We start from the raw sequence: 14,772 nt of genomic DNA on the forward strand, positions 1-14,772 counted from the left end.
ACGTCAGGTTTTTTATTTCTAGTTTTTCGTTTCTTTCATACACTAAGAATAGTATGAAAAAAGAAGGTGACTAAGGTGAAATTACATAAAGCTCTTCAGCCAAGTTTTATAAAACGAATGTACTATATGAGATTTTTAGGGAAATTTACAAAAGCTGAGAAAGAGAAGAGTGGAGAGAATTTCTTTGTACACTGCTTATCGCCAATACCATTCACTTTACAGGAACAATTTACAAATGAACCATATGTATTTGAAGGGTTATGTAGCAATAAAAAGAATGAAAAAATCTTTTCGGAATTAAAGAAGAGGAAATTAGAAAAGCAATTAGTAATGTTTCGTCTTTATTATGAAAGAGGAAATGTATACGTGGAGTTAATATGTACAGAAGAACCGAAAGAAATAGCAAGCAGCTATAAAATGATTCCGGCACCTAAAGTTACAAATCATAAAAAAAGAGAATCTTTAGAGCGAAAACTTAGCAACGGTTATTTATCATTTCTTATGCCAAAATTCCCGAAAGACTTTGAGCCTCCCGAATTATTGTGGCACGATGGAAGACTGTACGGAAACATATCCCTAAAGTCATCAATTAGCTCAATCGCCTATTTTGAACAGAAACGTGAATGTAAATATATAAACTGCAGTGACTGGACGAAGTATGTAGAAATAGCGGTAGAAGATCAATTATATTTTGTAAGTGATTATGTATATGAGCAATTAAAAAAACGAATGCATGAAGAAGGTAAGCTAGTTGAAGTAGAGGATATAAAAATACAAAAAGATGAATGGGAATGGGATGAGCGTGAATCGTCCTTTTTACAGTATGTACAAAGTATGGTGCATAATAAAGGGTTATATTTGGATGAAACGGATATTTATAATTTCCATATAAGTGTAAAAACAAATATGTTAACGATTCTTGGTGGTATACCGGGCGTTGGGAAATCACGTTTTGTGCAAACTTATGCAGAAGCATTAGGGTTACAGTATGGGGAAGAGTTGGTTTGGATTCCAATTTCGCCATCGTATCAAGAACCACATGATTTACTTGGTTACCTTCATCCAAATGGTACTTTTATTGAATCTGAAGCGAAGTTAGTTAGGACGTTAATGAAGGCGAAAGAAAATCCAAATCAACTGTATATAATCGTTTTTGATGAAATGAACATGTCTCATATTGAGCATTGGTTTACTCCGTTTCTATCTGTTCTTGAACTTGAAACAAAAAATCGTATTTTAAACTTGTATGAGGGTGTACAGGACATAGAGAATTCAATTCCATCAACAATTGAAATTGGAGAAAATATTATATTTGTAGGTACTGTAAATTTTGATGAAACAACGAAAGAGCTCTCTGATCGATTATTAGACCGAACGAACCTAATAACGTTACAGAAAATTCCGTTTTGTGAGATGGGCATGGAACAGGGGAAAGTCGTATTACATCCACCTTTGAAAGTAACGGCGGGAGAATTTCGGATAAATTGGATGAGAAATAAATCGATGATTGAAGTGTTTTCTGAAGAAGAATTAGAGCTATTAGATAAGTTGCATGTCGTATTGTCATCACATGACGCGTCTAAGGGAATTTCTTTCCGATGTGCAAATGCAATTGCGACTTATTTGCAAAACATACCGTTTCAAAATAACCATACCTATATGATTAGTAGAGAAGAGGGGTTTGATTTACAAATAAAGCAGCGTGTATTGACGAAAATCAGAGGGACCGAAATGATGGTTGGGCCTTTACTTTCTGAAGAAGCAAAAAGGGGGGCAACCTTAGTACCTCTTTTGCAATCTACACTTGCAAACAGAGTATCTACATTTGAACACTCTTTAGCATATATACGAGAAAAACGTAGAGAACTGGAGTTGTATGGATATGCAAAATGAAGGGCGTTATGAAACAAAAATCGTTGATACGAATGAAACGCTCCCTTTTGTATTAAAGTTAATCATTGGAAATGAGGGGAAAGGAGATTATATTTTATTAAATCGTCTTTGTACATCTACTACAGCATTAGTTCAATGTATTTATAAAGTACAAGAATTAAAACCAATAAGATTGCAGTACAATTATGAAATCCCAATGAATATTACTTTTATATGGAATAAAGTATATGAGGGACAGAAAAATATAAAAGAGGCTCAATATGAAATAAATGAAAAAAAACAAAGAGTATTAATATATGAACACGGGAAAACAGAATTCTTTTATCCATGGCGCTGTGGTCTATACCATTTTGAAGTGCGTATAGAAGATACAACGTATTATGGCGCATTTCAAATCGTACCGAAAAACTTTTTTGATGATCAATTTGAAATGATTCAAGACTATGTGAAGTCAATTTTAAATGAGTTGATTTTGGATAGAGGTTACTATAAAAAAACCTTCTCTGCACTTAGCGATATTGAGGATTCTTCTTATTTAGTGTTACTTAGAAAGTTACCGCAAAAAATGAAAATGATAAAGCAAATCTTTAAGAAAATAGAATCAAGCTCAAAATTTATAAATGAATATAAATGGGAAGGAAAAGAGCGAAAGCCAACAAGAAAAGGAACTATAGTGGCAGAACGAAAACCTTATGCCAAACATTATAATCGTAAGTTTATGGAACAAAAAAATAGTAAGGAAAATGCATTTCTTAAATATAAAGCGATGCAATTTTATCATTATTTAATTGAAGCTAAAAGTTTTTTACGTCAAACAATTGAAATATTAGAAAGAGAAAAAAAGAAAAAATCAGAAGAGTTTCAAGCTGTAAAAACGATTATACAAACAATTGAGCGTAATGGATCAGTAACCGATAGAGAGAAGCAAAAATATAAAAATATACATTTACTAAAAGAAGCCGATTTACGAAAGAGCTCAATGAAAATACAAGAATATAAAATATTGGCGCATATTGTGCATGAAAATGTACAATACTTTCAAATGTTAATGCACTCTTCATTTTGGAGGGAAGTTACTGAAACAAGTAACATGAACTTACATGATTTATCGATACCACATCAACAATTACTACATCATTTAGAAGTACTCCCGCAATATACGGATCAATCTCCATCATTATTATTTGTTTATAAGCCAACGTTTTTAGTGTATGAATATTACGCTTTTTTTATCGTTATTTCACTTTTAGAGCAAATTGGTTTTGAGGCTAGAAACTCCATCCGTGAACAAATACAAGAACATTTTTATGTAGATGGATTACAAGATGGAACGACAGTAGTTTTAGAACGAGATGATATAAAGGTGCATGTCGCATTTAATGACTTAATTGAAACACATCCTCTTATTGCATTAAGTAAAGGTAGTAATTTTTACAATGGTGAGGATACGAAGAAGCCAGATATTCGCTTAGACTGTTATGTAAAAGAAGATGGGAAATACGTATATAAATCTTCTATTATTATTGAAGTGAAGTATAGTCCAATGTACAATATTTTTCAGCACGTCGGAAATACGAAAGCAACTGAGCAAATGTATAAGTACTGGTCTATAAAGTATGTAGAAGAACAGGATGGAAAGCGAGTCTATTATCGAAGGTCAATTTATGAAGTCATTTGTGTATATCCAGGAAGCCATATGCATAGTAAAAAAATTGAATCTGGATGCGGTGTTTTCTTGCAGTTATATCCATATAAGACGAAACAAGGGGAAGAGAAATTAGCTGGAAAACATGGGATGGTACAAATTTTTGAAAAATGGCTAAAAAGCATTAAGAAGTAAAAGAAATCCTTTTTCATAAAGGATTTCTTTAGATTAAGAAGAATTATATGCTGTATGGAAAGAAACGTAGTGTAATTTAGATTTGAAAAGTGCTACAAATGTGTTATTAAAAGGAATGTGAGCGCGGGATAAAAGTCGATTAAATTGGAATCTAATTCATTTTGCAGAATATAATAAGTCATAAATATTTTTAGTTGCATACGAAGATTTGTTCTTATATGATAGATAGTGAAAGCGTTATCAAAAAACAGAGCGGCGATGGGAAAGGCGGTTAAATATGTTCCAGCGTGTTCAAACAAAGGAAGAACATTTTGGGTTCGAGCAACTATGGGGAGATTTTTGTGAAGAAAGAAACTTAATGTTCGTAGAACGTAATTTAAATCCATCACGATTTTTATTAATAGAAGATGAACATCCTATTGGTACAGTAGAATGTATTAAGTATACGGTACCTGAACAATCGAATTCTGAGTTTTTCTATCCGTTTTCTAAAAATGATTTAGTAAAAGATTTGAAGAATGTATATGAAATAGGCAAGTTAAGTATTTCGAAAACGTCTCGTGGAAGAGGACATTTCAAAAGGCTAACAGCTATTTTATTTATACATGCGTTAGAAACAAAAGCTGAATGGTACATTGCAGCAGTAACAAAAAGAATGTATATGTATTTACTTACACTTGGTTTTCCAATTGAACCAATAGATAATCCTTTTCAGTTTCATGATACTTTACAAGGTGTACCAGTAAGAATTCATGCTCGAAAAGGGGTTACGCATTTGTATTCTTTAAAAGAATTTCGTGATGTGATTCAAGGGAATGCTCATGCACAGGCATTAATTACAGAATACAGTAAAAATATTATGTTAACGAAATAAAGCGAAGTGAATATGTATAATAAAGAGAATAATATTTGTATAGGATATAACTCTTCATTAAAAAAGACCCTTATTATTTTAATAAGGGTCTAAAAATTATAATCCAAATATACTAAAAATCATTTTGCGGCGCTTCGGTTTCTTTTCTCGTTCATATGTTGGTTTTGAATCCGGAGTAATATAAATGGGTTCTTCTTTCGTTAGGGCAGCTTCTAACTTTTGAATTCGCTCTAACATTTCCTCCATTTCACGACGGTGTTGTAAAAGTTGGTACGTGACGACATCATTTGCCTTATCTTGCATTTGTTCTTCCATTCGATCAAGTCTTCTCGTAATAGTGTTTAATTGATTAGCTAATTGCTCAAAATCATTCGATGATATGTTTTGAACAATTGTATTAACTTGAGTTTTTAATTCCTCAACTTCATTTGAGGAAGCCTTTTGAGTAGATTGAGAATTTTGAGATTGCTCTATTTGAAATCGATGGTGTTCTAACATTTGATCGACATCCTCTTGTGTGAAAATAAAGTGGCCATATTTGTTTTTCTCTATCGTAAGATTTAATTGTTGCGCGATCCGGACAACAGCCTTTGGGCTAACACCTAATTTCTTTGCGATAAATGGTGTTTTATATTCCAAAATAATCCCTCCTATATATATCCTGTTGAATGATTTCGAGCTATGAAGTAAGTTCCCTTCTAGTGCGACAAAAGAAGTGTGGAATCGGCAAAGAAAGTGTTTTTTCACGAAATTGAGTTGAGGAGAATAGTTCTTTTAAATAAAAATTTATTATCGTAACATTTAGAATAATTTGACGAGTGTAAATGAATTAGATTATCATAATGATAAATATCTTTTTTATGTATGCATATAATATATAAAAAGGTGGTTGCTAATGTAGAATTTTGTTAGAGTATTAGAATGCTTACTTCACTTGAATAAAATTAAGTAGGAGGTGGCTTCCTTGCTTACAAAGTAAGTAAGGAAAAGTATTTGGACATATATAGTATAAGTATAGTGATTGTTTTAATTGCCTTAACGGCATTTTTCGTTGCAGCAGAATTTGCAATTGTTAAAGTGAGAAGTTCACGAATTGACTATTTAATTGCAGAAGGAAATAATCGTGCAACATCGGTCAAAACAGTCATTACAAACTTAGACGAATATTTATCTGCTTGTCAGTTAGGAATTACTGTTACAGCTTTAGGAATTGGGTGGTTTGGTAAACCTGCGTTAAAGCAAATGTTTGATACGCTTTTTGCAAATTGGAATATCTCTACTCAACTAGCAGACATTTTTGCTGTAACTTTAGTATTTTTGTTAATTACTTTTTTACATGTTGTAATAGGGGAATTGGCCCCAAAAACATTTGCAATTCAAAAATCTGAACAAGTGAGTTTGCTTGTTTCTAAGCCGTTAATTTTCTTTTATCGTATTGCATTCCCATTCATTTGGCTATTAAATGGTTCAGCTCGAATCATTACGAAGCTGCTAGGGCTGAAACCGCCGAAGGGGCATGATGAGGTTCATTCAGAAGAAGAATTACGGTTGTTAGTTTCAGAAAGTTATAAAAATGGTGAGATTAATCAATCTGAATATAAATATGTAAATAAAATTTTTGAATTTGATGATCGGATTGCAAAAGAAATAATGGTACCTCGAACTGAAATGAATATTATAAGTAAAGAAATGCCTGCTGAAGAAGCTTTGCAAAAAATGTCTCGCGAAAAATATACAAGGTATCCAGTTGTTGATGGCGACAAAGACCACGTAATAGGTTTTGTGAATTTTAAAGATATTTTTACTGAGTTTGTACAACATAAAGCTGTTAATAAGAAGACAGTAGAGCAATATATGAGACCAATTATTTTAGTTATCGATTCTATTCCAATTCATGATTTGTTTTTAAAAATGCAAAAAGAAAGAACACATATTGCTATATTGATAGATGAATATGGTGGGACATCTGGACTTGTTACTGTTGAAGATATTTTGGAAGAAATTGTTGGAGATATTCAGGATGAGTTTGATACGGATGAGCAGCCAGAAATTCAACAAGTTAGTGAAACGAAGACGATACTAGAGGGAAAAGTACTTGTTAGTGAAGTGAATACGTTATTTGGTTTAGGGATTGATGATGATGGTGTTGATACAATCGGTGGTTGGATTTTAACGAAGAATATAGAGATTGCTGAAGAGGATTCCATTGAAATTGAAAATTATAAGTTTTGTGTGAAAGAATTAGATGGACATTATATAAAAAGATTAGAAGTTACAAAGATAGTAGAATCGATTGTTATTTTAGAAGATGAAAAACAAATTTCGTTACAAGAGCAAATTAGCTCGTAAACTCTGCTATATAGCAGAGTTTTTTTGAGCATAATGTTTTTTGAGGGATAAGGGCTATGATACAATGACATAAGTCAAACCTTTCACTAGGTGAAGTATTGTTGTATACATATATTTGGAAGGAGAAGAAGTATGAAAAAGCATTTATATATAAATGGAGATTGGAAATCTGTAAACACGTATAAACCATTATACGCACCATATTCTGAAGAAACATTAGCGGAAATTGCACAAGGCACGGAAGAAGATGTAAAAGAGGCTGTTACCGCTGCAAAAAATGCAATGACAAAAATGAATAAATTATCTGCATATGATCGTGCGACTATTTTAGAGAAAGTTGCACAAAAAATGGATGAAAGAAGAGAAGAATTTGCAGAGATTATTGCAAAAGAAGCTGCAAAACCAATACGTGCTGCAAGGGGAGAAGTAGATCGTACTGTTCAAACATACAAATTTGCAGCTGAAGAAGCGAAGCGTATATATGGTGAGACATTGCCATTAGACGCCGCACCTGGTGCAGATGGGCGTATTGCATATACAATCCGAAAGCCGATTGGGGTTATAGGGGCTATTACACCATTTAATTTCCCATTAAATTTAGTAGCGCATAAAGTTGGACCAGCAATCGCTGCCGGAAATACAGTTGTATTAAAGCCAGCTGATCAAACGCCATTATCATCTTATGCATTAGTTGAGTTATTTGAAGAGGCAGGATTGCCAAATGGAGCTTTAAATATCATTTCTGGCCCTGGCCCCACGGTTGGTGAGGCAATCGTCAAAAATGATTACGTTGCTTCTATTACTTTTACCGGAAGTCCAAAAGTTGGAATCGGAATAAAACAAAAGGCTGGGCTAAAACGAGTTACGTTAGAACTAGGCTCAAATGCTGCTGTTATTATTGATGAAGATGTAGAGTTAACAGATGAAATAATTGAACGTGTAAAATGGGGAGCATTTGTTAATAATGGGCAAGTTTGTATTTCAGTACAACGTGTTTTTGTACATGAAACGAAAATACATGAATTTCTCTCAAAGCTAAAGAAAGCGATGGAATCAGTTGTTGTTGGTGATCCATTGCTTGAGGAAACGGATGTATCAGCTTTAATTTCAAAAAAAGATGTAGAGCGAATTGATATGTGGGTTCAAGAAGCAATTAAGGAAGGAGCAACTGTTTTATGTGGTGGTAAGAAGCAGGATGCAAGAATTTTTGAACCGACTGTATTAACAAATGTTCCAGATCATGTATCTGTGCAGTGCCAAGAAGTATTCGGTCCACTCATGACAGTAAATACATTTAAAGAATTTGATGAAGCGATTGAGCAAGTAAATAATTCGCGTTACGGCTTACAGGCAGGAGTATTTACAAATAATTTATTTAAAGCAATGCGTGCAATTGATGAGCTAGAGGTTGGTGGTGTCATGATTAATGATATTCCAACGTTCAGAGTAGATCATATGCCTTATGGTGGTGTGAAAGAAAGTGGCACGGGACGCGAAGGAATTAAATATGCAATAGAAGAAATGACAGAAATGAAATTAGTATGTATTAAAAAATAAAGTGGAAAAACTTAAAACTTGCACTAAAAAACGAGTAGGAAATGTTTACGATTCCATACTCGTTTTTTACGCTTCTAGTAACTATTTAATTAAGTGTAACTTTTACTTCATTTCTTGTTTGAAAATAGTATCTTCTACATAAATTCGTTCTTTATCTATAGCAGTAGCATGAGTTAATACTAAACCGATTGGTGTTTTTGTATCTTTATTTTGAACAATTGTAAAAGGAACATTTTTTTCGTTTGCTAATTTAATGTATTTTGATAAATGTGGGTAAGCAATGCCACCATTTAGGAGGAGTTGTAATGATTGAGAAGAGCGCATGCTACCCGCCACTTCAGAGTATACATTACTTTGCATTACTTGACCGATTGTTAAAGCGATTTCCACACGCTCACGTAATGTAGTTAAATACATATTACGTTCTTCTGGTTTGTTTTGCTTTTGGCCGTAAATGCCTTCTTGGAGATAATCTTCCACATTTTTATTTACCATATTTTTCACACCTTTCATTTTCTATTGTACGCAAGAATTAAAAATGATGCAAAAAAAGTCGTTTTGACTACGGAAATAATGAAAATATGTGAAGGAAAAAGGGGATTTGTATACAATTAGTTAAATAAGAAAGAAAAAATAATTTTATCAACAGAAATTAACAAAATGTGACAAAAATCTATTAACGAATCGTATTTTTTGTGTTAATATTCAAAATATAAAGGGTATTCGTCGTATGGAAATGGAGGGAATGGAGGTTTTTCCAATCGATAAGGATATTAAAGAAATATTTTGTTCACACTTGAAAAACAATAGGCACCAATTCGTAGAGAACTGGAAAAACAAAATGATAATTTCCGAAAAAGATCCATTTAAACTAGAAGTAGTTCAAAATGGAGAGGATTTACTAGAGTTAATTATCGAACTTACTATGGAAGATAAAGATATAAATTATCTTCAACCGTTATGTGAGAAAATTGCTATTGAACGTGCTGGAGCAGATGCGAATATTGGAGATTTTGTTTATAACGCAAACGTGGGAAGAAATGAACTTTTCGAAGCGATGTGTGAATTAGATGTTAGCGCTCGTGAATTGAAACCAATTATGGCAAAAATACATACTTGTTTTGACAAATTAATTTATTATACCGTTTTAAAATACTCGGAAATTATATCGAAGAATTTAGAGGAAAAACAGCAATATATTAACGAAACACATAAAGAAAGGCTGACGATTTTAGGGCAAATGTCAGCTAGTTTTGTACATGAATTTCGTAATCCGCTTACTTCCATTATGGGGTTTGTTAAATTATTAAAGGCGGATCATCCGAGTTTATCGTATTTAGATATTATTTCGCATGAATTAGATCAATTAAATTTTCGTATTTCGCAATTTTTACTCGTATCGAAAAAAGAAATGTGGAATGAATCGGAACGGTTTTGGCTTAATGACTTGTTTCAAGACATTATACAATTCTTATATCCGAGTTTGGTCAATGCGAATGTTTTGATTGAAAAGAATTTACCGTATCCAATTCCGCTTGTTGGTTATCGGAGTGAAGTGAGACAAGTATTTTTAAACATATTAATGAATTCAATTGATGCTCTTGAATCAATGAAAGAAGAACGAAAAATTATCATTGATGTATTTGAAGAAGATCAAGCTATTCGAATTGTGATAAAAAATAATGGACCAATGATTCCAGCTGAAAATGTAGAAACGATTTTTGAACCATTTGTAACTACTAAAAAGTTAGGAACTGGTATTGGATTATTTGTATGTAAACAAATTGTGGAAAAACATAATGGATCCATTATGTGTCGATCAGATAACGATTGGACAGAATTTCAAATTGCATTTCAAAAATAAACAGTCTACACCAAATGAATGGTGTAGACTGTTTTAATTTGTGAGTATAACGGCTTCTAATTTAGGATCTTTAGTTGAATAACCTACTATTGAAATTGTATAAATAACATTTGGTTCAACATTGAATTTTGGTATAGTCAATAAAACGTTTTTATTATCTGCTAGTGAAATTTCAATATCTGCTGTACCAGGGCTAACTTGCAAAAAATCTGTTATTTGTTTAAAGAGTACATTTTCAAATAAATGATCCCCATCTTTTAAATCTACGTTTACAACAGGGGTATCTGGAGAGAAATGTGCAAACCGTATTTTGGCTTGACCAGCTGGTAAATGTGTATTATCAAGTATAGGCTGTAATTGTAGGTGATTATCACTATTTATTGCAGCAAGAGTATAAGTATGATTTCCCATTATTGGTACCAACGCTGAAAAGATTGGAGTTTCATTTCCGACAGGAACAATATCTATACGGTATTTACCTTGCACTAATGATAAATAAGGGCTGAATTGCTTAAATGAAATATTTTTAATAACCTTTTGTCCGTTTACTAAAATGTCAACCGCTGGTATATTTGGATCGGCATGAAAAATTCTTATATGTGACGGTAAAGCAGCTTCTTGTGAGTCTCTTGTTTCATACGCCTGTACAAGTTTTGATAGTGCATCGTAATATTTCATATATAATTCTATATATTTTTTAGGATTACGAAACTGATAGTAACGTGCGAGTTGTTCGTATTGTGTAACTTCTTGTCCATATTTTTCGATTTCAGATTGAGACATGAACATTCCTCCTTTGTCATCATTAAAACTATATGCGAAGCAAGAAAGCGGTTATGCAAAAAAATGATTTTATAAAGGGAAAATTAAAAATTGACAACAAATATGTTTTCATAAAGAGGTGCTGGTGCTTACGAGAATTTCGCAGAGTAAAGCAGTACATATGACTGTACGAAAGTAAAATAAATGCCAAATTGAAAGTGCATTTCAATTAACATATTGAATACATGTCCAAAAATCGCTAGAAAACTAGGGATTTTTTTAATTATAGGCAAATACACATACAAAGTGATAATTGTCCTACATAAATTATAAAGGAAAGATACTTTGAATCTGAGGAAAGGAGTGCCACTTCGGGATAGGGATATCCCGATAGTAATTGTGAATGAAGTTATGAAAAGGTTTTGTGTTATAGGCTGTAGGATGAATTTGTAAACTTCATTTTTCTATTTATTTTAGCAATTGACAGTATTAACCCATAAGAGAGCGTCATGACGAACTGATTAGTGTGGTTAATCGGTTCTTTTTTTATAGTTTAAAACTGAAAAGTTTACATAATGAATAGGAATCTGAATTGATTAGTAAGGTGGGTGTCGAAATTTGTTTTAAAATATGCAATTTAAAGTAGGATAATAGGAAGGAGTTTAACGGGAGTTCCGTCGAAGTGTACAGAATGTCGGCATTTAAGGACAGCTGGCATTATGCTATAAAAACATTTGGTGATGTAGTCATTTCATATAAAAAGGAGGGTTATTTGGGCGTATAGAAAAGGGTTGGTCTTCGTTTTTTAGTTCTGAATTTTCTGTTTTATAAAAATTTTTAAGCACTCATTTGTATATTTTATAATAGTTTTTTGATAAATTCACTGCTTTTGCAGAGGATTCTTTTTTATGAAAGAAACGTCAATTTTCTTCATATATATATACAAATTGGAGAAATGGGGGAGCGCTATGCGCGATTACTTAATTAAACCACTTGTTGGTCAGCCGTATCCAATGATTTCACATGGAAAAGGTGTTTATTTGTATGATCAAAATGGCAATAAATATTTTGATGGTTCGTCAGGAGCAATTACGGCAGGTATTGGGCATGGCGTAAAGGAGATTGCAGACGTTATTAAAAAGCAAGCTGAGGAGATTGCTTTCGTTTATAGATCACAGTTTACGAGTGAACCAGCTGAAAAATTAGCGAAGAAGTTAAGTGATTTAAGTGTAGGAGATTTGAACTGGAGTTTTTTTGTAAATAGTGGTACGGAAGCGAATGAAACAGCTATGAAAATTGCAATTCAGCATTTTCAAGAGCGAGGTATTCAAGGGAAACATAAAATTTTATCAAGATGGATGAGTTATCACGGTATTACGATGGGTGCTTTATCGATGTCTGGGCATCCACTACGTAGACAACGTTTCGTATCTATTTTGGAAGATTATCCGACTATACCAGCTCCATATTGTTTCAGATGTCCTGTTCAAAAGGTATATCCAACTTGTCAGCTGGCATGTGCGACTGAACTAGAAAGATCAATTGAAAGAATTGGTGCAGAGCATATTGCTGCTTTTATTGCTGAGCCGATTATCGGAGCAGCTGGAGGCGCGGTTGTTCCGCCGAAAGACTATTATAAAGTCATTAAAGAGATTTGCGACCATTACGATATTTTATTTATTGCGGATGAAGTAATGACTGGGCTTGGTCGTACTGGAGCATGGTTTGCGATGGAGCATTGGGGCGTAGAGCCGGATATTATGACACTTGGTAAAGGGTTAGGAGCGGGATATACACCGATGGCAGCGACAGTTGTAAGTGATCGTGTTATGGAACCAATATTACGTGGATCACGTTCAGTAATGAGCGGTCATACGTTAAGTGCAAATCCATTGTCTGCAGCAACGGCTTTAGCTGTTATTGAATATATGGAGAAACATAATCTTCCTGAAAAAACAGCAGAAAAGGGAGAGTATTTAATAAAAGGCTTACAGAAAGTTCAGCAACAATCGACAATCATTGCTGATGTGCGCGGAAAAGGGTTGCTAATCGGAGTAGAATTGCAACCGTTTACAAAAGCGTCAGAGCTTATTTCAGTTGCAGCTAAAAATGGTCTGCTTTTATACCAAGCAGTTTCAGGGCAAGCAGGAAAAGAAGATAGTGCACTGCTTGTAGCACCGCCAATGACAACTACATATTCCGAGTTAGATGAATTACTTTCAATTTTCTCTAAAAGTGTGGAAGAGATGATGCAAAAAGGAGGGCATAGTATCGCATGACAACTATTACAAATACATTCGGTAAATTAAAAGAAATTGAGGAAGTAATTTCTTTGTTCCATGATGATATGACATTGATGTTTGGGGGATTTGGAGGGATTGGATCCCCTCCATCTTTAATACAGGCAATTTTAGAAAAAGGCGTTACAAATTTAAATTTAATTGGAAATGACACTGGATTTCCTGATGTAGGTATCGGTCGTCTTGTTACAAATGAAAGAGTTAAATCAATAATTACTTCTCACATTGGCTCCAATCCAAATGCAGGAAGGCAACTAAACGAGGGAAGGTTACAAATTGAGTTTTCTCCGCAGGGAACATTAGCAGAGCGTATTCGCGCTGGTGGCGTTGGTCTTGGTGGTGTTTTAGTTGATGTTGGTGTTGATACGATTGTGGAAGAGGGAAAACGAACAGTTGAAATGAATGGTAAGACTTACTTAGTTGAAACAGCATTAACTGCTGAAGTTTCAATTGTATATGCGAAAAAGGCAGATCCGTTTGGTAATCTTGTATTTGAGAAAAGTGCACGAAATATGAATCCCCATGTAGCTATGGCTGGGGATATAACAATTGTAGAAGCAGAAGAAATAGTCCCGCTTGGAAGTTTAGATCCAGAGGAAATTGTCGTTCCAGGTGTTTTCGTAAATTATATTGTACCGTCGGAAGGAGTGAACTGGAAATGGGTATGGGCGTAGAAGTGAGGGATAAGATTGCTAGGCGTGCGGCGAAAGAAATACAAAATGGTATGATTGTAAATTTAGGTATTGGCATACCATCGCTTGTACCAAATCATTTGCCTGACGATATAAATGTTATGTTTCATGCGGAAAATGGAATCGTCGGCATGGGACCAACGCCAAGTAAAGGGAATGAAGATGAAAATTTGTGTAATGCAGCAGGTTTACCAACTTCTCTTATAACAGGAGCGAGTTATTTCGATAGCTGCACAGCGTTTGGGATGATTCGAAAAGGTTTGCTAGACATAACGATTCTTGGTTCATTACAAGTAAGTGAAAATGGTGATTTAGCAAACTGGATTGTACCTGGAAAACGTGTTCCAGGTATTGGTGGAGCAATGGATTTAGCACAAAAAGCGAAGCGGGTCGTTGTTGTGATGAATCATGTTGATAAGTACGGAAATGCAAAAATTGTTTCAGAGTGTACATTGCCATTAACTTCAAAGAAGTGTGTAGATTTAATTATTACTGATATGGCAGTCATGGAGGTAACTCCGAGTGGACTTATATTACAAGAATTAATGAGCCCATACACAGTAGAAGATGTAAAACGACATACAGAAGCTGATTTTCAAATTAGTTCTAACTTACTAGTAATTGAATGAAGGGAGATGTAA

12 protein-coding genes are annotated in these 14,772 nt (G+C 33.7%); 9 read left to right on the forward strand and 3 right to left on the reverse strand.

Annotated features, from left to right (window positions below; genetic code table 11):
• Nucleotides 1-75: 75 nt before the first annotated feature.
• The 3 genes from GD442_RS10695 (at nucleotide 76) to GD442_RS10705 (ending at nucleotide 4,607) form a co-directional block, all read left to right on the forward strand.
• Nucleotides 76-1,893, forward strand: coding sequence for an AAA family ATPase (locus GD442_RS10695; RefSeq protein WP_159365096.1), 1,818 nt, complete (start codon nucleotides 76-78; stop codon nucleotides 1,891-1,893).
• The gene (locus tag GD442_RS10700) at nucleotides 1,883-3,733 is read left to right on the forward strand and encodes a hypothetical protein (RefSeq protein WP_001178731.1); all 1,851 of its coding nucleotides are present in this window, start codon (nucleotides 1,883-1,885) and stop codon (nucleotides 3,731-3,733) included. The genes GD442_RS10695 and GD442_RS10700 overlap by 11 nt, the downstream gene beginning before the upstream one ends.
• A 277-nt stretch (nucleotides 3,734-4,010) precedes the next feature.
• A complete protein-coding gene (locus GD442_RS10705; RefSeq protein ID WP_000487796.1) occupies nucleotides 4,011-4,607 on the forward strand; it encodes a hypothetical protein in 597 nt (198 codons plus the stop codon).
• Nucleotides 4,608-4,703: 96 nt separating this feature from the next.
• On the opposite strand, the gene racA is transcribed toward GD442_RS10705, so the two are convergent.
• Nucleotides 4,704-5,246 (reverse strand): chromosome-anchoring protein RacA, encoded by a 543-nt coding sequence (racA, locus tag GD442_RS10710; protein ID WP_000456023.1) that lies wholly within the window; start codon nucleotides 5,244-5,246, stop codon nucleotides 4,704-4,706.
• Nucleotides 5,247-5,600: 354 nt separating this feature from the next.
• On the opposite strand from racA, the gene GD442_RS10715 reads away from it, so the two are divergent.
• Both GD442_RS10715 and GD442_RS10720 read left to right on the forward strand, forming a co-directional pair.
• Entirely contained in the window at nucleotides 5,601-6,956 is a 1,356-nt protein-coding gene (locus GD442_RS10715; RefSeq protein ID WP_002164551.1) for a hemolysin family protein, read from the forward strand.
• Between the two features lie 132 nt (nucleotides 6,957-7,088).
• Nucleotides 7,089-8,513, forward strand: coding sequence for an aldehyde dehydrogenase family protein (locus tag GD442_RS10720; RefSeq protein WP_000716453.1), 1,425 nt, complete (start codon nucleotides 7,089-7,091; stop codon nucleotides 8,511-8,513).
• A 102-nt stretch (nucleotides 8,514-8,615) separates the two neighbouring features.
• Here GD442_RS10720 and GD442_RS10725 read toward each other — a convergent pair whose 3' ends face one another.
• Nucleotides 8,616-9,008, reverse strand: coding sequence for a YueI family protein (locus GD442_RS10725; protein WP_000247559.1), 393 nt, complete (start codon nucleotides 9,006-9,008; stop codon nucleotides 8,616-8,618).
• Between the two features lie 235 nt (nucleotides 9,009-9,243).
• On the opposite strand from GD442_RS10725, the gene GD442_RS10730 reads away from it, so the two are divergent.
• Entirely contained in the window at nucleotides 9,244-10,377 is a 1,134-nt protein-coding gene (locus GD442_RS10730) for a BA2291 family sporulation histidine kinase (protein ID WP_000425086.1), read from the forward strand.
• Between the two features lie 33 nt (nucleotides 10,378-10,410).
• Here GD442_RS10730 and GD442_RS10735 read toward each other — a convergent pair whose 3' ends face one another.
• Nucleotides 10,411-11,160 (reverse strand): DUF4397 domain-containing protein, encoded by a 750-nt coding sequence (locus GD442_RS10735; RefSeq protein ID WP_000083284.1) that lies wholly within the window; start codon nucleotides 11,158-11,160, stop codon nucleotides 10,411-10,413.
• Between the two features lie 947 nt (nucleotides 11,161-12,107).
• On the opposite strand from GD442_RS10735, the gene GD442_RS10740 reads away from it, so the two are divergent.
• Genes GD442_RS10740 through GD442_RS10750 form a run of 3 tightly spaced genes read left to right on the forward strand, consistent with a single transcriptional unit; the run spans nucleotide 12,108 to nucleotide 14,760 of the window.
• Entirely contained in the window at nucleotides 12,108-13,418 is a 1,311-nt protein-coding gene (locus GD442_RS10740; RefSeq protein WP_001205882.1) for an aspartate aminotransferase family protein, read from the forward strand.
• Nucleotides 13,415-14,113, forward strand: coding sequence for an acetate CoA-transferase subunit alpha (gene atoD / locus GD442_RS10745; protein ID WP_000208104.1), 699 nt, complete (start codon nucleotides 13,415-13,417; stop codon nucleotides 14,111-14,113). The genes GD442_RS10740 and atoD overlap by 4 nt, the downstream gene beginning before the upstream one ends.
• On the forward strand, nucleotides 14,098-14,760 hold the full coding sequence (locus tag GD442_RS10750) for a CoA transferase subunit B (protein ID WP_000525278.1): 663 nt from the start codon (nucleotides 14,098-14,100) through the stop codon (nucleotides 14,758-14,760). Before atoD ends, GD442_RS10750 begins: the two co-directional genes overlap by 16 nt.
• Nucleotides 14,761-14,772 lie beyond the last annotated feature (12 nt).

It is taken from the genome of Bacillus sp. A260 (genome assembly GCF_009861435.1).
GTDB lineage: Bacteria > Bacillota > Bacilli > Bacillales > Bacillaceae_G > Bacillus_A > Bacillus_A cereus.